Source organism: Mycobacterium sp. 134 (assembly GCF_048282715.1).
In the GTDB taxonomy this organism is placed as follows: Bacteria; Actinomycetota; Actinomycetes; order Mycobacteriales; family Mycobacteriaceae; genus Mycobacterium; species Mycobacterium septicum.
On the sequence record NZ_JBLVUN010000008.1, the window covers coordinates 4,182,412 to 4,203,358 of the forward strand.

16 protein-coding genes are annotated in these 20,947 nt (G+C 61.2%); 7 read left to right on the forward strand and 9 right to left on the reverse strand.

Going from position 1 to position 20,947, the window contains the following annotated elements; genetic code table 11:
• Positions 1-1,133: 1,133 nt before the first annotated feature.
• On the forward strand, positions 1,134-1,526 hold the full coding sequence (locus ACNQVK_RS24720; protein WP_418031621.1) for a hypothetical protein: 393 nt from the start codon (positions 1,134-1,136) through the stop codon (positions 1,524-1,526).
• A 224-nt stretch (positions 1,527-1,750) separates the two neighbouring features.
• Here the strand turns inward: ACNQVK_RS24720 and fadD6 are convergent, their stop codons facing one another.
• From fadD6 to ACNQVK_RS24750, 6 genes are all read right to left on the reverse strand, one after another.
• Positions 1,751-3,532, reverse strand: coding sequence for a long-chain-acyl-CoA synthetase FadD6 (fadD6, locus tag ACNQVK_RS24725; protein WP_418031622.1), 1,782 nt, complete (start codon positions 3,530-3,532; stop codon positions 1,751-1,753).
• An 88-nt stretch (positions 3,533-3,620) separates the two neighbouring features.
• The gene (locus ACNQVK_RS24730) at positions 3,621-5,198 is read right to left on the reverse strand and encodes an acetolactate synthase large subunit (RefSeq protein ID WP_418034308.1); all 1,578 of its coding nucleotides are present in this window, start codon (positions 5,196-5,198) and stop codon (positions 3,621-3,623) included.
• Between the two features lie 702 nt (positions 5,199-5,900).
• Positions 5,901-7,475 carry a hypothetical protein gene (locus ACNQVK_RS24735; RefSeq protein ID WP_418031623.1) on the reverse strand — a complete coding sequence of 525 codons (1,575 nt, stop codon included), beginning with the start codon at positions 7,473-7,475 and terminating at the stop codon, positions 5,901-5,903.
• Positions 7,476-7,657: 182 nt separating this feature from the next.
• A complete protein-coding gene (locus ACNQVK_RS24740) occupies positions 7,658-8,782 on the reverse strand; it encodes a hypothetical protein (RefSeq protein ID WP_418031624.1) in 1,125 nt (374 codons plus the stop codon).
• A 92-nt stretch (positions 8,783-8,874) separates the two neighbouring features.
• On the reverse strand, positions 8,875-9,867 hold the full coding sequence (locus ACNQVK_RS24745) for a hypothetical protein (RefSeq protein WP_418031625.1): 993 nt from the start codon (positions 9,865-9,867) through the stop codon (positions 8,875-8,877).
• A gap of 185 nt (positions 9,868-10,052) precedes the next feature.
• Positions 10,053-10,694 carry a TetR/AcrR family transcriptional regulator gene (locus ACNQVK_RS24750; RefSeq protein ID WP_418031626.1) on the reverse strand — a complete coding sequence of 214 codons (642 nt, stop codon included), beginning with the start codon at positions 10,692-10,694 and terminating at the stop codon, positions 10,053-10,055.
• A gap of 198 nt (positions 10,695-10,892) precedes the next feature.
• Between ACNQVK_RS24750 and ACNQVK_RS24755 the strand changes: the two genes are divergently transcribed.
• Positions 10,893-12,056 (forward strand): acyl-CoA dehydrogenase family protein, encoded by a 1,164-nt coding sequence (locus ACNQVK_RS24755; protein WP_418031627.1) that lies wholly within the window; start codon positions 10,893-10,895, stop codon positions 12,054-12,056.
• A gap of 90 nt (positions 12,057-12,146) precedes the next feature.
• Here ACNQVK_RS24755 and ACNQVK_RS24760 read toward each other — a convergent pair whose 3' ends face one another.
• On the reverse strand, positions 12,147-13,073 hold the full coding sequence (locus ACNQVK_RS24760) for a winged helix-turn-helix transcriptional regulator (protein WP_418031628.1): 927 nt from the start codon (positions 13,071-13,073) through the stop codon (positions 12,147-12,149).
• A 100-nt stretch (positions 13,074-13,173) separates the two neighbouring features.
• On the opposite strand from ACNQVK_RS24760, the gene ACNQVK_RS24765 reads away from it, so the two are divergent.
• From ACNQVK_RS24765 to ACNQVK_RS24785, 5 genes are all read left to right on the forward strand, one after another.
• Entirely contained in the window at positions 13,174-13,977 is an 804-nt protein-coding gene (locus ACNQVK_RS24765; protein WP_418031629.1) for an enoyl-CoA hydratase/isomerase family protein, read from the forward strand.
• Positions 13,937-14,815, forward strand: a complete 879-nt coding sequence (locus ACNQVK_RS24770) for an enoyl-CoA hydratase/isomerase family protein (protein ID WP_418031630.1) — start codon at positions 13,937-13,939, stop codon at positions 14,813-14,815. The genes ACNQVK_RS24765 and ACNQVK_RS24770 overlap by 41 nt, the downstream gene beginning before the upstream one ends.
• A 281-nt stretch (positions 14,816-15,096) precedes the next feature.
• Positions 15,097-16,359 carry an acyl-CoA dehydrogenase family protein gene (locus tag ACNQVK_RS24775; protein WP_418031631.1) on the forward strand — a complete coding sequence of 421 codons (1,263 nt, stop codon included), beginning with the start codon at positions 15,097-15,099 and terminating at the stop codon, positions 16,357-16,359.
• Positions 16,356-17,105, forward strand: coding sequence for an SDR family oxidoreductase (locus ACNQVK_RS24780; protein ID WP_418031632.1), 750 nt, complete (start codon positions 16,356-16,358; stop codon positions 17,103-17,105). Before ACNQVK_RS24775 ends, ACNQVK_RS24780 begins: the two co-directional genes overlap by 4 nt.
• Positions 17,102-18,175, forward strand: a complete 1,074-nt coding sequence (locus ACNQVK_RS24785; RefSeq protein ID WP_418031633.1) for a phosphotransferase family protein — start codon at positions 17,102-17,104, stop codon at positions 18,173-18,175. The genes ACNQVK_RS24780 and ACNQVK_RS24785 overlap by 4 nt, the downstream gene beginning before the upstream one ends.
• A gap of 645 nt (positions 18,176-18,820) precedes the next feature.
• Here the strand turns inward: ACNQVK_RS24785 and hpaB are convergent.
• Together hpaB and ACNQVK_RS24795 are read right to left on the reverse strand one after the other, a co-directional pair.
• On the reverse strand, positions 18,821-20,293 hold the full coding sequence (gene hpaB, locus ACNQVK_RS24790; protein WP_418031634.1) for a 4-hydroxyphenylacetate 3-monooxygenase, oxygenase component: 1,473 nt from the start codon (positions 20,291-20,293) through the stop codon (positions 18,821-18,823).
• A gap of 44 nt (positions 20,294-20,337) precedes the next feature.
• Positions 20,338-20,865, reverse strand: a complete 528-nt coding sequence (locus ACNQVK_RS24795) for a flavin reductase family protein (protein ID WP_418031635.1) — start codon at positions 20,863-20,865, stop codon at positions 20,338-20,340.
• Positions 20,866-20,947 lie beyond the last annotated feature (82 nt).

Genomic DNA, 20,947 nt, shown 5'->3' on the forward strand with positions numbered 1-20,947 from the left:
GCGCCGATGCTTCGCGATAGCCTGGCGTGAGGATCGTGGGCTTGTCGTCGCGCCAGATGATTGACTGCGGATAGTCCGGGCTCGGTTTGTCGATGATCGGGGTTGGGTCGTAGTTCGTATGTCCCTAACCACCCGGGGCCAGTGTCCACGCACACCTGGCATCCAACGGAGATTTCGACTGCCCCACCGGGTACGTTCCGTCCGGCCGCTTCATCCCTACGAGGAGTAGCCGTGGTCGTGGACGGCAGCGCCGATGCCACTTTTCGCGCCATCAACGCCAGCTCTTTGCGCCCGGATCTGCTCGACGTTGTGCATGTGCTCGGGGCCGCCGTTGATGCTCTAGGCGACATCCGTGTCTTGATGATCTCGCCACGCGGAGATAGATCGCACACAGACACGTAACCTGGTTCTCCACTGCCGCCATTGGCGACGACACCGTGGACGTCGCAGTCGCGGCGCGGTCGTCCTCTCCGCGACTGCGCGATCGCGGACGCAAGCGGCAGTCTCGTCGAATGTTCGGGTTCGGGGCGCGTCAGCGTGGGCGACTTATCATGCTGTGCCAGTGAGATACTCGGACGGTTTCGCAGTCGCCGAAGATCCTGCCATGACATCATCTCCATGTGACAGGTCAACCTATTACTCCCCGGAGACCAGTCGACGTCACCACTCTTGTCCCCGAACTGGTCGACCTTGGTCGTACAACCTCCCGCCTTCACCCGCGGCGCGCGACTCCCCTCGCCAATCAGAGTTCGATTGGCGGCCCATTTCTGTGGCCGCAGGATGAGCCGTGGCCGACGTGTGAGATTCCTTGGTACTTTTGGGATCTGTCGGATGGAGGGTCGATGCCAGATGACCAGTGCCGGCATGTGACGCCCAACCCACTCGTGCCTGTGTTGCAGCTCTTCTCTGCCGATGCGCCGGCAGTCAGTTTTCCTGCGGGGACAGACTTATTGCAAGTGCTTTGGTGCCCGGTGGTCCACAAGGACCTTCCGGGGCAGAATGACGCGTACGCACCCGCCGTGAGGTTGTTCTGGCGGAACTCAGTCGACTTGTCGGGCGCGGCTTCGCCTCGTAATCCGCTTGTCTTCCAGACGGAACTAGTTCCCACACCGTGCGTCCTGCACCCTGAGGAGGTGCGTGAGTATCGGCAAGATCTCCCGCCGCAGCTGCGGGACCGCATCAGCGAGTTCGATACTCTCGGTTGGAATGGCGCCGGCCTGTCGTATCAGTTCGATCTGTCAGTCGCCCCGGGCACCAAGGCCGGTGGATGGCCCAACTGGCACGCCATGGATCCGTTTGCGATGCGTTGCGACGATTGCGACGACCAGCTTGAGCTTCTTGTTTGCTTCGACACCACCGAACGGGACGACGGAATCGGCCAGTGGAACGCTGCCCGTCCCGGGCTCGAAAAGGCAGAAGACCTCGGCAACGTGACAGGACTTGTTCCAGGACGGGGTGGCGACCTGCAAATCTTCTGCTGCCCAACTGATCCCACACATCAACCCTTCATTCTAGTCCAAGGGTGAGGCACACAGATCTGCCGATGAATCCAACGAAACGCGCGTTCATGCTGAGGACTTACTTCGTTGCTTGAGAGCTGCAAAGAGATCCACGGTTGATATCCGGCGAGCCTGTGCGTTCCTATGGGCAACGCCACAGCACAAGCACTCACCACGCCAACCTCAGCGCATGTCACCGAAGGCGCCAGGGAACCCACCGCATGAATCGGCATTCGTCCAAAAAGACTGGCTCAAACTGAGGGTTTAGACCCGATTCGAACGTCGTCGGGATAGCCCGGGTAGAACGGAACGTAGCCTTCCTCACTGCCCGCCAACACGTACAGCGGATCGTCGGAACACTGGCGATAACTATCCGAGCGTAGTTCGCCCTTGCGACTCTTGAATGTTGAGGTGTACTCCAGCGAGTCGACTACACGAACGAACAACGGAAGTGCATAGCCGGGCAACTTGTCGTACACGATGCGGGCCAATGCTCTTCCATCGAGTTGCGAGCCGTCACACAGTTGCACTGCCACCATTCCTGCGCGCCCGCTGGTGCCGGGAACTTCCACTCCGAAGGCGGTGCATGCCTGGATCGACTTGTCAGCGGACACGGCGGCCTCCACCTCGGTAGTGGCCACGTTCTCGCCTTTCCAGCGGAATGTATCGCCAAGTCGGTCCGTGAATGCAGCGTGTCCCAGACCTTGGGGGCGCATAACGTCACCAGTGTTGAACCAAATATCACCTTGACGGAAGGCGTTGCGCACCAGCTTCTTTTCGTTGGCTGCAGGGTCGGTATAGCCGTCGAAGGGTCGCGTGACGCTGACTTCGCTCAACAGGAGGCCGGGTTCTCCGCGGCGCACTTTGCGCAGTCTGCCATCTGGCGCTCTCACCGGTTCGCCAGTGTCGGTGTCGTAGCGCACGAATGCGACCGGAGTGGGGCAGACGCCAGTAGTCTTGTCCACATTGAACAAATTGAGGAACACGGTGTTTCCTTCGCTGGCAGCGTAAAACTCACAGACCCGTGAGATGCCGAATCGTTGGGTGAATTCGTCCCAGATGGCCGGCCTAAGGCCGTTGCCCGCGATCACTCGGACTCTATGTGACCGGTCGGTTGGCTTGGGTGGTTGGCTGAGCAGATACCCGCAGATGTCGCCGATGTAGACGAATGCCGTTGCGTCGGTGGTGATGACCTCATCCCAGAACCGCGACGCTGAGAATGACCTGCCCAGTGCGAGTGTGGCGCCCCCTGCCAGAACTGAGGACATTGCCACAGTCAGCGCATTGTTGTGATACAGCGGAAGACAACTGTATAGCGTGTCTCGGTGGGTCAATCGCAGTCCGAGTCCCCCGAAGCTGGACAGCGCCCGCAACCACCGATAGTGCGTCATGATGCTGGCTTTCGGCATCCCGGTGGTGCCGGAAGTGAAGACGTAAATTGCGCTGTCTTTGGCACGTACCCCGACAACAGACTCCGGATTGCTCGTCGAAGCTTGGGCCGCTTGGGCCTCCAAGTCTTCGATACTGATGAGGTCTTGGACCGGAGCGCCACTGCCTTCGATGGCAGCGATCAGGTCAGATTCGGCGATGGTGGCCTTCGCGTGAAGCAACCCCATACTGTGCGCGAGCACGCCACCGCGCTGGTTATGATTGAGCATTCCCGCCACGGCTCCGCATTTGACGACACCGAGCATCACCAGAATCGCGTTCGGTGAGTTTCTCAGCATGAGTCCCACGACGTCGCCGTGTCCCACGCCGCGGGCCAGCAATGCCTCGGCGTATCTGTTCGCCCACTCGTTTGCTTGTCGATAGGTGATCTCGGTACCTTCAAATTTGAGAAACACACGGTCGGCGTGGCGAGCGGCGCGCTCTTGAAAGACCTGGCCGATCGATGTTTTCGCAGAAGGCTGCGCCTTACGCCCAGCAAGCGCGCCCTTCACGATGCTCGGCGTGTCACGGAGCAACGCCGGTGCAGCGGCCACGATGTCGCACAACCCAACGCTCTCGCGGGTGCCAGATGAATTGTTGCTCATGTGTGCCAGACCTCTTCCGAGTGTGCTGAATGTTCTTGTTTTCGCACTGCTACATCAGTACGTCGGTTCCAGCCGAGTCGGGGGACATTCAAAGAATGATCGGGGGGATGACTGCGTCGATCAGGAGCGGTCCCGGTTGCGCAAGAGCAAAATCGAGGGCGTCGTTGAACTCCTCGGCGGTCGTGACTTGCCTTGCGGGCACACCCATTCCAGTGGCGATCTTGGCGAAATTCAGCGCGGGGTTGTCAATGTCAAGCAGTGCACGCGCCTTGGGACTCGCAGCCTTGTCGGGTAATTGAGCACCTACGCGAGCCAGTTCCATGCGCAAGATGTCATAGGCGCGGTTGTTGTATATGACGGTCGTGATGTTGAGGTTTTCTCGCGCGTGTGTCCATAGCGCACTGATGGTGTACATCGCCGACCCGTCGGCTTCCAAACACAAGATGGGACGCCCCGGCGCGGCGATTGCCGCACCCGTCGCAGCCGGCAGCCCGTAGCCGATTGCACCGCCAGTCAGTGCCAGCACGTCATGCGGCGGTGAACCCGCTGTGGCGGCGGGCAATTCGATGCCCGAGGTGTTCGCCTCGTCAACGATCACCGCCTGCCGTGGGAGCAGCGCACCAAGCGTCTGCGAGATCCCGCTAGCCGTGAGAGGCCCTGCGGCGACCTGCGGGCGATTCGCTGCGGTCAGTGGAGCTGCAGCGTCCGAGCCGCACACGAGATCCTCAAGAGCTATCAAGGATTCAGCGACACTCGTCGTGGGGAGCGTGTGCACTTGGCAGCCAGCAGGGACGAAACTACTCGGGCGTCCGGGATAGGCGAAGAACGCCACCGGTTCGCGCGCGCCAGCCAGAATAAGGTGCTTGGCGTCCGCGAGTTGTGCGGTGGCGGCCTCCACAAGGTAGGACAGTTTTTCCACTCGCGCGACTCCCGCTCCACGTTCGAGTCGAGCGGGGAAGGTTTCGCTAAGCAGTACGGTATCGGTTGCCTCAGCGATGCGCCCCGCAGCCAGCAGTGCCGGTCCCGCCGTCGCGTCGCCACCGATTAGCAGGACGGTGCGCTCGGGTGACTGCAATGCCGTGGCCACAGATGAAATTTGCTCATTCTGAACAGGTTCGACGTCGAGAGGGCTCGCTACCGCCAAGTCGCGCCGGGAAAGCGATGCACCTTCACTCCACGACACGTCTGCGGGAAGAACCAGCGTGGCGATCTGGGCCGGCGGGCCAACCGCAGCCCTGATGGCCTCTACCGCGTCGTCGGCAAGAGTCTCAGGGTGGGTGGTGCGTCTGACCCAACCGGAGACGGTCCTGGCGACCGATTCGATGTCGGATTCGAGGGGAGCGTCGAACCGCTTGTGGTAGGTCGCATGATCACCCACCACAACGACCATCGGGGTCCCGGCCCGGCGGGCGTTGTGAAGATTGGCCAGCCCATTCCCCAGGCCCGGTCCTAGATGTAGAAGTACGGCGGCCGGTCGTCCCGACAGACGCGCATAACCATCTGCAGCTCCTGTCGCCACGCCTTCGAACAGGGTCAGTACTGCCCGCATCTCGGGTACTGCGTCCAGGGCTGCGACAAAGTGCATTTCCGATGTGCCGGGATTGGCGAACACAACATCCACGCCATGACTGACGAGGGTGTCGATCAACGCACGAGCGCCGTTCATCAGAGCTGGCAGCCGTTGCAGGCCAGAGTCCACCGTGACGCCCGGGTGGGAGGGGTGCGCCACGGTGGACTCACGATGACATGACCCTCGCCGAGGAGGAAGAGCGGATACTCGGCCAGCCTGGGGGAAGGTGCGCCGAGTCCTCCGACGACGAGGTCCATTGTCATAAAAATTACTTTATCGAGCATTCAATAACATTGCAATAGCGGTTGCACTCCCGGTCAGTGCGCCTGGTGTCGGCATCCCGAACATGCACCCGCCCAGCGCGATCCAGACCGAAAGCGCGTGGAGCCCAATGCCAGCACCGGGTAGGGCTCGACGTGTAGGGGTGAGCCTTTAACAGCTCTCGCCTTTCGTAAGGCCCGCCACCAGGACTTCCACCGCGATCGAAGTGTGCCGGGTGTTGTCGCTGCAGGCCTGTCGACTACCACCACCGACAGCGCCGTGAATCATCGGAGAAAGGGCCCGACCCGGCATCATGCGCGTTTTCCTCGCAGCCACGATGGCAAGGGACGTGGACGCACAGCAGTTTGAGGTCGAGCGCGCACTGGTTGCAGATTTGCTGCTCATCGCTGCGTGGTGCAGACCCGAGCCAAGGTGCGCACTGCGCACTCCCCCGCAGTCCGAGACCCGCCAGACCACAACACTCCGGCCATGAAATGACGGGGCTAGGAGCACCGTCCGCAGCTTGAGAACTAGGACCTAGTCGAAGAGTTCACGGGCGACGGTCATATGCCGCAGATAGGCAGCCCGTACTTCGGCTGTCGAATCGCCCAACTCGTCGAGGACTCGTCCGTCAGCTTCGAGGACGGCCGCGAGCGCTCGGCCTTTCATCGCCTCCATGTGGAAACGCCGGGCTTCGTACTCTGCGTCGAGAGCGCGAACCTCTGCCGCAGCCAGCCTGTCTCGGTAAACGAGCGCGCCGGCAAAGGCGCCGATCGCGACGAGGACAAGCGCCAACACCGCCCCCTCAGCAAGCCACACGACGGGCCCGACTTGCCAACCGGCCCTGTCAGTAGCCCAGGCGAATCCCAGCACGAGTACTAGCGCCCAAAATGCCGCCGCTGCAACCCAAAGCGGGGAACGGTCTTTGGACCGCGATTCGCCGGACATTTTCCCGGCGCCTGTCATCGCAACTTCTTCAGAATAAGCAGACATCATCATCTCCTTCGAGAAAGCAAATAGAACAGGACGGGTCCGTACCGCTGTGTACCGGATGCGCGATATGAAATACCGCAGCAGCCAGCGCAACCGAGCCACCCTCGGGGCCTGCCCCAGATCTGGGCTCATCAACTGACTCGTGGCGATCGACAAGCTCAGGGAACGGCCGTCAGCACGCATCAGCGCTGTCGTCCAGCGGTTGCTGAGTGCCTGGACAGCGTCATCGAGCTTCGGCTGAACATGGAGTGGCTGGCCCCCGACTGCATGAGCGTCGTATGCCGGAGCGAGATTAGGCGGCATCATCGCTTCGTGGGAAGAATGGGCGACGTTCGTTTGGGCGCGAGCCTCGTGGCGATCGGAGACGGCCGGTCGGCCCAGTTCAAGGGATAGGGAGGTGGCGCGGTCAAGGGCTAACTCGCCACCCAAGGTGATGGTGGGCGGCGGTAGGTCTGCGGCAGACGCGAGGAGTTCCCTTGTCAGAGTGGGTTCTTCGCGCTGCCATGCGGCTTCGGCCGCGAGCACTAAACCGTCAGAACCTAGCTCCGTGGCAGCGGCGGTACGCCTGCACCACGAGGTCAGCCGGGCACAGTCACGGCCGAGTGCGTAGGCGTATCCGATCAACAGTTGAGTGTAGGAAGGCGCCACCCACGTCATCGGGTCTGCGTCACCCCGCACGCGTTCCAGCGTGCGGGCTGCTGCGGCCGCCAGCGCGTACTGGCCATTCAACAGGTAGCCCATCAGTAGCTGTCCGCCACCGTCGGTGGGCTCAATTCGCGGTCGCGGCACCAGTTCCCCAGGTCGATACCACAACAGTCGATAGTGGTCGCCGGCGGGCATGGGAGGAACAACGAGCAGGCGGCGCGGTGTGCGAGGCCCGATAAGCTCCACACTCCACGAGGCGCTGCTGCCGCCGCGGGCCGCGAGCTTGATCTCGTCACGGCCTCCCCTCACCACCATTCCATGCGATCGCGGGGGCGGGAAAACGGGTTGGATCCACGGTTCCGCGTTAATCGACAACCCGCGGGGAGGTTCGTCATCCTGATCTGGTTCGCTGCAGCGCTGGAGCGCGTCGGGGCTGAGTTGAATGTGTCGTTCGCCGGTTTCTGCAACAGTCACGGCGACGATGTGAGGGACATAACCAGGCACGTCGATCCGGAGGATGCAAGGCCCCGCAGGCAGTCGGACCCTGTCTCCAGGGGCGGCGACGACGCTGACGTTCTCGGCGCCGACATGCGCTGGAACACACTGGACTACTGGGTCTTTCGTTCTCCACGCAAAGGTGAGCACCGATTCCACTGTCACAGTTCACCGCCATTCCAGGCGTCGATACTCATATCGCTGTCGACGGTGACGCCGTAACTGTTGCCATCCCCCGCGCAGGGCTTCGCCGAGAATTGGTAATGTCCGGCGCTCAGCTCGACCAACGTCTGTACCTCCGGTTGGTCTGCCGTCCAAACGAGTTTGTAGGTGGGGAAAGTCTCATCTCGGCCCCTGGTGACTTTAATTGAGAGTGCCTCGCTTGCGGGCTGCCCGTTCCACGACAGCGTCACTTTGAACAAGGGTGGCGGATCGGGTCGGTTTAGCCCGACATCGGCGGAACGGGAATCAACGATGTGCTCCATGTAGCTCGGGTGGCCCCTCACTTTGGAATCCACTGCGGCCGGCAGGAGTTTCTCCACCTGCTTCGGGGTAACGGCGATATTGCTGTGCTTGTCTACAGCCACTGCGGTGCACATCAGCCGGGTCCTGAAGTCTTCGGCACTGAATCCGACGAGCGCGGAGGTGAGCACTGTGCCCTTCTCGGCGTTGAGCGCGTAGGTTTCAGTACCCAGGCGGGACATGATGGCGACCTGATCGACCGAGCCTGGATGTTCCGGCTCGTGTGTCACGGGGGGAATGGATATGCCGCCGGTGCCATCGTAATCGGGTTTGCCATCCGAATCGGCGCAAATGTCCCAGATGAACAGCTGCGTGCGGGCCCGTCTTGGTTCCATCCGCTGTTTGAGGGCTGTCACGTTGATTCCGAAGGAGTAGATGTTTCCAGCGGCGCCAGCTTCAGGCAGGAAAGCCCAGCGGGCCTGTGACGATGTCGCCAGGCCATGTCCCGTGACGAATAGGACGGCAATGTTGCCTGGGTGTGCGTCGCAATCCGCGGCCCATGCCGCCAGGGCGCGCTCCACGGCCTGGTAGCTCGCCGGCTGATAGGGTCGCCCGTCGGTCAGGAGGTATTCCGCCTGGTCAGCTTCGGTCATGTTGGCAGGTGGGGCCAGGTGCAGCCTCACCGTCTGAAGGGGGACTTCTTCTGGATGATGAAAGTCGTGCAAGAGGAAGCGCGCGAAGTGGGTCGCCGCCGGCGCGGCGCCTCGCAACAATTTGAACCGGTCCCCCTCATACTCGCTGACTCCAATCACCAGTGCGTGCACACCCGGCTGCGGTACCGCAGGATCGGTCGGACAACAGCAATAGAACACGTCGGAGCGTTCTCGGTGTTCGGCCACAGGGCATTCGGGAAGCACTATGGCTTACCGCATTTCGCAACTACGGCGATCTTGGCCAACGCGTCGGGTTTCACCACTTCGAGTGAACCGTCGGCGCGACGAATCCGCAACGCGCCGTTGTCGGTATTGCTCAGCAGTTCACCGCAGATCTGAGAGTCATCGACTCGGGTCACTTCAACCAACGCCGCGCGCGAGTGGAAACCTGACGAGAACACCGCTCCGGCACCGACACTGAGCGCCAGCAGCGACACCAACACCAAGTAGACACCCGCCCGCAGGTTGGCCGCCGCCGACGCAGCAGCCATGCGGCGCTTAAGGTTCCATTTCGACAGACTAAGGCCTGTCGAAATATCCACCGAGCGCGGCCAACCGTACGCGGCCTTGTAGATTAACAGCACCGACAGGGCCGATAGCAACACCGCTAACGCTAGTGCGACAGCGAGAACTACCCGAGCGCAGGGACCCAGGCCCGTGAAAACGTCTTTCCCAAAGGCGATTCCGCTGAGACCGAAGAGGCCGAGAAGGGCAGTCACGGCGCCGACCCACTTCTCAGCTGCGGCACGCACTTTCCCTTCCTGCACTAGTGGGGTGTTGCTTGCGACCTGGTTGGCCAGATGCATCCGTGTCGGATCGGTCTCCGGGACGATTGGCGGCTCGTTGCCTTCTGCCAATACACGCACCGCCCAGTAACGGCCGCATCCGACCTTGCCTTCAGGGGTGGCGCGATGCTGGGTCGCACAGGCACACGTCATTTCCACCGATACCCCGTCCGGAGCATCCTCGCTGCTGCCCATGGATACCGCCGACGTCTCGACCTGCCAGGTCATTTCATGATGGCAGTACAGACATTCCCCAGCGGCTAGGTCGTTGTTGCGGTTGTAACCCCAGCCAGCCAGCGCCTCCGGGGTTGGTTCCACCCGGTCGCGGCGATACTCCACAGTGCGATGACTCACCGCCGAATTATCGCGCCGTGTGATCCCACCGAACAGGCAACGCGCAACGAAACCCACGAAAATTTCCCGACGCAACCAATGCCTCAATTCCCTTGGCTGCGCGCGTTGCGCGTCGGCATCAGCGAAAATCAGGTTTCATGCCGGTGCCGCCGACGCATATCGATGACGACTGCGTGGCGCACACCAAGTGTGACTCGCCGCCTCGGAGCGCTGCAGGCCTGCGGAGCAGCACGAGACAAGAACTAGTTGTCCTGGCTCTTGTCCGGGAACAAGTCCGCCGCAAACAGCGACCGCATTGCCTCGGCGATCAGTTCGAAAAGGCGCCTGAAACGATCGGGACTGACATCGACCTGTTGTGCAATAAAGATCCCATCCAGAAATGCCATCAGAAGGTGACTGAAGTCTTCGAGCCTTTGATCTTGACGCTCTGACAAATCTGCTGGTAGATGGCGTGCAATCGCGGACCGGATCATGGCGCGCCCCCGCTCGCGCACCTCGACTGCGGTCTGCAATAGCGCGGGGTCGCCATGTTCACGTTCGAGTACCAGAATCAGCAGCAGCCGAAGGAATAGCGGGCGGCTCTCAAGTGCATCGGCGAGTCTGCTGATGGCCGCCGACGGACTCAGCTGGTCGCCCATTGCTTCGAGGTAGCCGTAAAACTCGTCGCTGGCATGCTGCACAACTGCGGCCAGCAATCCTTCCTTGCTACCGAAGGCGTGATACAGAGACGCAGCATGCAGGCCGGCGGCTTGCGCGATGCTGGAAATGCTGGTGGCTGAATATCCTTGGGATGCAAAGAGCTCTGCGGCGACCTCTAACGCTTTCGCCCGCGTAGTAAAGCCGCGCAGACGGCGTCCATCCTGTTCGGCGGCCTTCGAGTCCACGCGGCCAGCTTTCCCCTCGATCGAATGACCGTCAAATCCCATCCGAATCCGCCAGGGCACTGGACTCATTTCTCACCTTTCCGCAGTCCGCTGACAACCACCGGCGAGTGTGCCGCCCCTCAAATATAGTTTGTTGAATGCTCTATATAATAGTAGCATCGTTGGGGTCGAGGCAGCGATCAGCCGAAGGATTGACCGATGAACAGCAGTCCAGTGATGTACCAACGCACGCTGTTTGACCCCGAGCACGAACTTTTCCGCGACGCCTTCCGCTCCTTCCTGGACCGCGACGTGGCGCCGTTTCACAGCCAATGGGAGCGCGACAAGATCGTCGACCGGCGCGTCTGGCTTGAGGCAGGCAGACAGGGGTTTCTCGGCACAGCGGTGCCAGAACAGTACGGCGGTGGGGGTTGTCCCGACTTTCGCTACAACGCGATCATCTCCGAGGAGATCGCCGCCGGCGGCTACAACGGACTGGGCTTTAGCCTTCACAACGATGTCGTTGCTCCCTACCTGTTACGGCTGGGCACCGACGAGCAGAAGCACCGTTGGCTTCCCGGCTTCTGCTCTGGGCAGCTGATCACCGCGATCGCAATGACCGAGCCGAACACCGGCAGCGATCTTCAGGGAATCAAGACGCGTGCGGTACAAGTTGGGGACGAGTGGGTCCTCAACGGTACAAAAACGTTCATCACCAACGGAATTCACGCTGATCTGGTGATCGTTGTCGCACAGACCGATCCAGAGATGGGCACACAAGGCTTCTCCTTGCTGGTGGTTGAACGAGGGATGGATGGTTTCGAGCGGGGCCGCAAGCTCGACAAGGTCGGCATGGTGGCCCAAGACACCGCCGAGCTGTCGTTCACCAATGTCCGCGTGCCCTCGACGAACCTGCTGGGGGAACCGGGCCAGGGATTCATCTACCTGATGCAGAACTTGCCGCAGGAGAGATTAGCGCTGGCGTTATCGTCGGCGGCCGTGATGGAGTCCGCTCTGCAGTCCACGCTGGAATATGCCAGAGAGCGCAAGGCGTTCGGCAAGTCGATCGGCAGTTTCCAGGCCAACCGGTTCCTTTTGGCCAGCTTGGCCGCCGAAGCGACGACCGTTCGCATCATGGTCGACGAGTTCATCAGGCTTCACATCGACGATCGCCTAACTGCCGAACAGGCTGCCATGGCGAAATGGCTCGCCACCGAAGCTCATGTGCGACTTGTGGATCGATGCCTGCAGCTGCATGGAGGTTACGGCTACATGAGGGAGTACGGAATCGCCAAAGCGTATCTGGATTCGCGAGTACAGACCATCTACGGAGGTACCACGGAGATCATGAAAGAGATCGTGGGCCGCAGCCTGGGCGTGTGACTTCCGAATCAGATGACACACGCACGCATATCAACCGGCGACGCCATCGCTGGTCGCGCGACCCGTTGTTGCGCTGCCCAACTCATAGGCCTATGACTTCCAGCGGTCCACGATATCGACGTCCTGGCGAGTGATCTCGGCGGTGCATTCTGCACAGCGCAAGACTGCCTGCACCTCGCCGCCACAGGCATGAGTGAGAGTGGGCTCGTTAGGGTTCGGCGGCAGCCAACGACGACCCCACATGGCCACCGCCAACGGGATCGGATAGTAGTCCAGTCCTTTCTCGCTAAGTCGGTACTCGTAACGCGCAGGCCATGATTGGTACTCGACCCGGTCGACGACGCCCAAGCTCACGAGATTCCGTAGCCGCGTGGACAGGATGTTCGGGCCTACTCCCAGGTGACGCTGCAGGTCGTCGAAACGATGTACGCCGAAGAAAAGTTCCCGAATGATCAGGAAGCTCCACCAGTCCCCAGTAACGGTCAGTGTGTGGGCGATAGAGCAGGGACGCACTCGCTCTAGCAGTTCAAGATCGGGCGTGCGGCGACGCGTCGCTACGACACGGTTGGAGAATGCTCCAGAGCCGCGATGGGCGATCACCTCACCAGCCCGCAACTCTTGCCCACAAGCTGTGCAGCACAGAATCGCTGACACGGCATGTCGCGCTCCCGCTGTTCCCTCATGGGTGACGGGCAGCGCTGCTTGGACATTCGGGCGCCATCTATCACCCCAGCGTTGAGCTACCAACAGGCAACCGAAAAAGTCCTCGCCGGCCGGACTGAGTGCATACCTGCGGGCCTGCGGGTCATGAATGAGTATTCCGCTGCGGTCGAGTTGGTTGAGCCTTGCAGTCAGGGTGGAACGCGCTATGCCGAGGCGATCTTGAAACTCGCCAAATCGATCAACCCTGTGCAATACCGCTTCCCGCAGGATCAGCCACGACCAAGCATCGCCGATCGCGTCGACCGCATCCAGGATCGAGTCTCGAGCAGGCGCGATGCCGCTGGCCTCTGACATCGACACAGTGTAACCCAACTCTTTTTTTAGTAGTTACTTCCATAACGAGACTATGAGTGTTACCGTCGGAGTGCACCATCACTTCACCCAGGGAGTCACAATGGCTGAAATACCTTCTGCATCAGGAAAGTTGATCGTCAACCGCGAAGGTCCGATCACCACCATCACGCTCAATCGCCCGGCCGTGCACAACGCGCTGGACCGCGAAGTGTCGGCTGAGCTCAACGCGGTGGTCAAAGAGATCAATGTGGACAGGGACTGTCGCATCGTGATCCTGCGTGGCGCCGGCGATACCTTCTGCGCCGGCGACGACATCAAGGAGTTCAACACCTGGGCATTGGAGGACGTCCCATGGCAGGTCCGTCAGTACCAGGAAACGGTGAACATCATCTCCAACCTGGCCCCGATCACCATCGCCGCAGTCGATGGGATCTGCACCGGCGGCGGTTTGGAGCTGACGCTGGTCTGCGATTTTGTAGTTGCCACCAATCGGTCCCGATGGGGAATGCCGGAGATCAACTGGGCTATCACGCCAGGTTGGGGAGGCACCGGCCGTCTATCCAAGTTCGCCGGGCGGCGCAAAGCCAAGGAGTGGAACCTGCTCGGTGCCCTGTTCTCGGCTGAGACCGCAGAACGGCACGACCTTGTGAACCGACTGGTCGAGCCCGGTGAGCTCGACGGCGCGGTGAAGGAGTTGGTCGACGTTCTGCTCGATAAGAGTCCGCAGTCTCTGGGCTGCACCAAGTACTTCGTCGATCACGGTGCCGATCTCGACATGTGGCAGAGCTTGTGGTTCGAGGGTGCGCCGCAGCGCGAGCCGTTCGGTCAAGGCATCAAGGACTTCGTTACCACTGACGGCCGCAATGCGCGACGCGCTCTGGTCAAGGACTTCTGGCAGGACTGAGGTCGACGTGATTACCATCCAGAACCCGACACACGAGACCGCCGACGTCCAGCAGGATGGCCGACGCATCTTCATCACGCTGTGTCGTCCCGAGATCCACAACGCCCAGAGCAGTGCGTTCATGCGCGATCTGCTCGCGATCACCGAAAGCCTGAAGAACCGCGACGATTTCGACGCAGTGGTGATCAGGTCTTCCAGCGATCACTGGTGCACCGGCCTGGACATGAAAGAGGCGGCCGAACGCGGCGGGCCAGATCCCAACTCTGCCGAGATTTGGGACACCATGCTGACCAATCTCCGATCACTCGACCAAATCGTTGTCGGGCTGATCGACGGATACTGTCTGGGCGGCGGCATTCAACTGGCAGTCGGATGCGACATCAGGGTCGCCACCGACCGCGCCATCTTCGCCATTCCCGCGGCACGCGAGGTCGGCATCTTGGGTGGTCTGACGACGTGGTATCTGCCGCGACTACTCGGAGTCGGTCGCGCGAAGGCCATCTTGCTCGGTGGCGCAGTTCTGAACGCAGAGCAGGCCGCGCAATGGGGCCTCATTGATCAGGTGGTGCCAGTCGACGACTTGGCCTCGGCGTGGGAAAAGATCGTCGCACCGTTATCCGCCGATTCTTGGGCCAGCGTCGCAGCATGCAAGCACACCATCGAGACCGCACACGATCTCGACGTGCACACCGCGTTCGCCGAGTATCTGCGCACCCAAGAGCGACTGACGGCTCTTCCCGCCGCGGCCAATATGGCACAGGCAGTCATCGATCAACTCGCCGCAGGCAAACGCCCTTACCTTGAGGTCGGGTGGTTTCCCTTCGGCGAACCCGAATAGCGCCGCCGCGGCTAGTTACTGCCCCTGACCAACACGGGCAAGACCAGATCACGACGCAGGAACCGGCGGCCAACCCATCAATCCCGGCCGCCGGTTCCTGACACTCTCACCGTCCATAACTTCACCAAATACACTGGCCCCAAATATATTTCGATGACAGGTTTGGCCGGGGCCCCACGCTGAACCTCTCGCGTGACAAGCACATCACGCCCCGCCCACCAACAGGGGCAACTTCCAGACACATCAACCTTGCATCTGAGCACCGACGGGAGCATTCAGCAATGGATTTCGAACCCTCACCCCTTGCTGCCTCGCTGTGCGAGCAGGTTTGGGATTTTATGGTCGACGAGATCATACCCGTCGAGGCGAACTACCACCGCGATATCGCGCAGCGACGCCAGTACGGCGTTGATCCTTGGCAGCCGCTGCCGCTGCTCGACAACCTGCGCTTTAAAGCCAAGAACGCCGGGTTGTGGAATCTGTTCCTGCCCCCACCTCGGCTCGACTCCGAAGCGCACGCGCTGGGCCAGCTGGGTGGGCCCGGCCTGAGCAACGCCGAGTATGCCACCGTCGCGGAACTAACTGGACGGTCGATGCTCGCACCATACGTATTCAATTGCAATGCACCAGATTCGGGAAACATGGAGGTGTTGCTGAAGTACGGCACCACAACGCAACAGGCCCGGTGGCTCTACCCCTTGTTGAGCGGATCCATCCACTCCGCCTTCGCCATGAGCGAACCCGGGGTGTCTTCGTCCGATGCGACCAACATGGCCGCGACCGCGGTGCTTGATGGTGACCAAGTCGTGCTCGACGGCCGTAAGTGGTGGACCACGGGCATCGGTCATCCTGACTGCGAGCTGTTGATCTTCATGGGATTGACCGATCCCGAAGCACCGCGGCGATCCCGGCACACCATGGTGCTGGTACCGCGCGACACCCCCGGCGTGAAGGTGGAGCGGATGCTGCCCGCTATGGGCCGCTATGACGAACCGTTCGGCCACGGCGAGGTGTCTTTCACCGACGTCCGTGTGCCTGCGTCCAATATCCTGTTGGGGCCGGGCAGAGCGTTCGAAATCGCCCAGGGTCGACTGGGGCCTGGGCGCATCCATCACTGCATGCGCCTGATCGGCTTGGCCGAGTACGCGCTTGAGACTGCCTGCCGTCGCAGCCTCAATCGAACAGCATTCGGAAAGCGCCTCGCCGATCTCGGCGGCAACCGGGAGCGCATTGCCGATGCCCGCACCGCAATCGACGCCGCCCGCCTACTGGTGTTGCACGCTGCCTGGAAGCTGGACGTGGCCGGCCCGATGGGAGCCATCAAGGAGGTCAGCCAGATCAAGGCACACGTACCGAAGATGACCCAAGCCGTCATCGATGTGGCCATGCAACTGCACGGCGGCGCAGGGCTTTCCGACGATCTCCCCCTGGCGGCCGCGTGGTCGGCCGCCCGAGCGATTCGCATCGCCGATGGCCCCGACGAAGTTCACTTGGAGACGGTGGCACGCCTCGAACTGGCCAGCTACCACACGGTGAAGCAATGAGCACGGGAACCGTACTGATCACCGGCGCCAGCTCTGGACTCGGCGAGCAGATGGCGCGCCAATTCGCCGACCTCGGCTACGACCTCGCGTTATGCGCGCGCCGGCACCCACGCCTGATGGCCTTGAAGACCGAGATTGAATCTGACCATCCCACGTGCAAAGTGCAGATCGCATCTTTCGACGTGACAGACGACCAAGCGGTTGCGACGGTGTTCGACGAGTTTCACCGCACCTGCGGGACCATCGACCGCGTCATCGTCAACGCCGGTGTCGGATCAGGAGCCGCGCTGGGGACCGGCCGTCACGCTGCCAATCGCGCCACCGCCATGACCAACTTCGTCGGTGCCCTAACCACGGCCGAATATGCAATGCAGATATTCCGAACCCAACAGCACGGCCACCTCGTGTTTATCTCTTCAATCTCGGCTCTGCGCGGCATGCGCAAATCGATGACCACCTACGCGGCCACCAAGGCAGGTATTGCGGCAATCGCCGAAGGCCTACGTGCCGAACATATTCCGGGCATCGAAGTTTCCGTCATCTATCCGGGGTATATCCGCTCAGAAATGAACGCCGCGGTCGCCGACCAGACCAGATTCATGGTCGACACCGAAACCGGGGTCCGCGCAATTGTCGAGGCGATCGAGAAGCGACGCGACCGCGCATACGTCCCGCGATGGCCATGGGCACCCATCGGCGTCGCCGTCAAGCATCTGCCGGACCGACTTGCCAGGAGACTGATGTGACCACTCATCGCGAGAGCAACACACACGACGTACGTGCCGAGGACGCTATCGACATCACCCAACTGTCACGCTGGCTGATCGAGCAGGATCCCACCCTGCACGGCGCGCCCGAACTGCACCAGTTCTCCGGCGGTGCATCCAACTTGACGTACCTGCTTCGGTTCCCAGACCGTGACCTGGTCTTGCGAAGACCTCCCCACGGCTACCAGGCCGCCGGCTCGCACAACATCGGCCGAGAACACCGGATTCAAACCGCATTGCAGCCCATCTTCCGATACGTCCCACGCACTGTCGGTCTCTGCGAGGACGACACGGTCATTGGGGCTCCGTTCTACGTGATGGAGCGGATAGACGGGCATATCCCCCGTCGCCGATTTCCAGTGGAAATGGCGTTGTCCGTCCCGCAGACCCGTCAGCTCTGCATCCGAACCCTCGACGTCCTCATCCAATTGCACCAACTAGACATCTCAACCGGCGAATTGGCGTGGCTGACACGAGGAGACGGGTACGTACACCGACAGGTGCAGGGCTGGTCGGCCCGCTACCGACGGACCAAGACCTGGAACGTTGGCTCCTTCGAATCCGTGATCTCCTGGCTGAACGAACATCAACCCGGCGATCGTGGGACATGCCTGATCCACAATGACTTCCGCATCGACAACATGGTCTACAGTCGCGCAGAACCCACCCAACCCATCGGACTGCTGGACTGGGAGCTCGCCACAGTCGGCGATCCGCTCATGGACCTCGGCGCAGCCCTTGCCTACTGGACACAGAGAACTGATCCGCGGCACTTCAAAGCATTCGGCACACAGCCCACCGATCAGCCCGGGATGCTGACACGCCGCGAGGTCGTCCACCACTACTGCACGAGCACCGGTATCGGCCTCAGCGACGACGAATGGTGTTTCTACGAGGTGTTCGGCCTCTTCCGGCTGGCGGTCATCTGCCAACAGATCTACTACCGCTATCACCACAAGCAGACCACCAACCGAGACTTTCGCACCCTCTTCGTGGCCGTCAACCTTCTCGAAAGACGCTGCCGTATATTGATCCGGCGACACCGCTAGATGCCTTAGGACTAGGCGTTCGACAGCCCGACCCGCTCGGGATAATTCAAGTCAGCTCGCTTGTTGAGTCGTTTTGAAAAGGTCGCCAGAGGCACGGCCACGTCACAGCCGGTGCGTCTACAGTGGCGGTGATCTCCGCGCCGGGAACATTTTTGGGCACCGTCCGCCCCCAGGGACCGTCTAACCCATTGTGGATAGTCAAGAGCGCCGAGAACTGCAGGCAGAAGGCCTCGACCCTGACGACCCCCACGTGGTCGCGGCCATCGACCTGGTCCGCTGGGAACTTTCGATGGTCATTGGCTGCTGGGAAAGACGGTAGCTGCCCTGTTGGACGCGCTCATACCGCCAATTTTCCATACCGTTCTGCCGTACGCATGATGGCACGACAGGGGTTCCGAGGCCACCGGCGACTCCGAGCAGCCGTAGAGGGCGAATCCTCACCGCGTCCCTCATTCCGCTGGCACGGAGTCGTGAGCATTTCCGATCCGCAGCGATCGCCGGCCACCGCGGTACCGAGCCGAACGTCAGTCCTGCAGGACATACGGCCACGCCGGGCAGGGCTTCATTCCAGCACTGTCGGATACCGGTCAACTTCCTCATACCGAACCAGCAGTGACGTTGAGATTGAGTGCTCACGCGCCGAGGTCACACGGGTGCCGAATCCGAAGCAGACGCCGCGAGAAAAGTCTTGACCCGCTGTCTGGCGGGACCGCGGTCGTAACCAGCGACGAGGGCCCCTGCCATGCGCACTGGATCCCCGAAGAAGAAGTACTCATACAGCGCCTGGCGCCCCGAGAAGCTCGAAATCGACGCATCAAAGGCCAACTTGAACAACTGAACGCGCTGCGGGCCGGCAATAGCGTTGCCTTGCAGGTACGTTTCGATATCGGCGAGCGCGTCGGACTCAACATCGGCCTGGCTAGGAAGAGCCATGAGTCCCGAGGCACTGAACTTCCTGATGATCTGCGGAAACCGCTGTGCCACTTTGGGATACCAGTTTCGCGCGGCGTTAAGCGTCTCCCACCTCGGCAGATACACCCCCCATTCGTTGGGTGCTGCGTCGACCTCAGCTGCCCGAAGGAGCGCCTTGCCGATCTCGAGGTCGACGATCATTTCAGCCAGGTCCTCCTGGATGTGCTGAAATGATTCGATCCCGATGGCCGCCGCGATCTCGGAGGCCAAGCCCAGGAAAAACTCAGATTTGGCGATCGTGCGAATGAGCACTTGATGGGTCATCAGGGCGCTGGCGCCAGTTTGTGAATAGAAGCCGTTGCACATCTCGGGATGCCCTAGAAGGAAGACCCGATGGTTGGGAACGAACACATCATCGAAGACGACTACCGCGTCCATTTCCTCATATCTTGCCGCCAGAGGCTCATCGAAGGCTCCACCCCCGTGGTGCAGCGACGACCGGCACAAGTAGCGCAGCCCCGGCGCATCGTTCTCGATAGCGAATGCATAGCTGTAGGCGGCGTCGGCGGCGGTGCCTCGCAGCACCGTTGAGGGAAAGACCAACAGTTCGTCTGCAATGGGTGCGACGGTGGCCAGCATCCGTGCCCCGCGAACAACAATGCCGTCTACGCGTTCTTCGACCACGCGCGCAGAGACCTCGCCCCCGGCCTGCTCGGACCCGGTCACACTTCGATTGACCTGCGGTGGAATCAACGTGTGAGTCGCCAGCAGATCGTTCTCCCGCATGTACTGGTAATACGAACGAATTCGAGCCCCGTACTTGGGATCGGCTTGTGCGAACCATGCTTCAGCCGACGCCAACGCGGTCAACGAGCTGTTCATGTAATCGCCAGTGCGGCCAAGGAACCCGTTCACCGCGTCAGCCCACACCGACATTGCCTCCCGACGCTTCACGATGTCGTCCAGCGACTTCGGGATCAGGAACGACGAGTTCACGCGCGCACCGGTACTCGGCGAGACAAAGGTCAACCGATCGCGCAGTTGTGAGTCGTGCTGCATGTCGTACAGCTGCGCATAGCTGTTGGCAACGTGGCGAAACGCCGGGTGCTCAGCAATGTTGTGCGACACCACTTCCCCGCCGATGACCACATGTGGTCTCATTCCATTGATCTTGTCGAGAAACTCGCGACCAGTACGTACACCCATGTGATTGCTCCATTCGTGTCACGCGCCCGCCAAGGCGTCGGCGGCTAGATGAGTGATTCGTGCCCGCGTACCAACTCGGGGATGGCAATGAACTGGCCGTCGAGGAAGCCGAGCGCATCCCCGGAACGGCAGTCGAAGTCCTGCACCTGCCCGAGGAAAAGACTGTGGTCACCTGCTTCGAATTCGGCCCACGGCACGCATTCGAAATAGCTCAGGGCTCCACAGAGCCTCGGAGCATACGGCCCCTCAATCCAGGTCGGCGTCATCGAAGGCTTTCCCGCGAAGTGCCATGCGACCTGTTCCTGTTCGGCCCCAAGAACATTGATCACAAATGGGCGATCTCGCATCATGGGGTACGCGCGCGTCGAATGCTGAATCGACACCAACACCAACGGCGGCTCCAATGAGACTGCGGCGAAAGAGTTCACCGTCACGCCGTGTCGATTCTCGGCCGCATCAAACGTCACCACCGCCACCCCTGTGGCAAATCTGCCCATTGAGCCGCGCAGATGATGCCGATCCGGCCGATACAGCGGCGAGCCTGGGCTAAAGACGGGCTGACGGTTGGTCACGATAGCAATTCCTGTTCTATAATAGAACATCGTATTCGTAATACGAGTAAACGTTACGTCAACGACCAGGGCCGCACAAGGC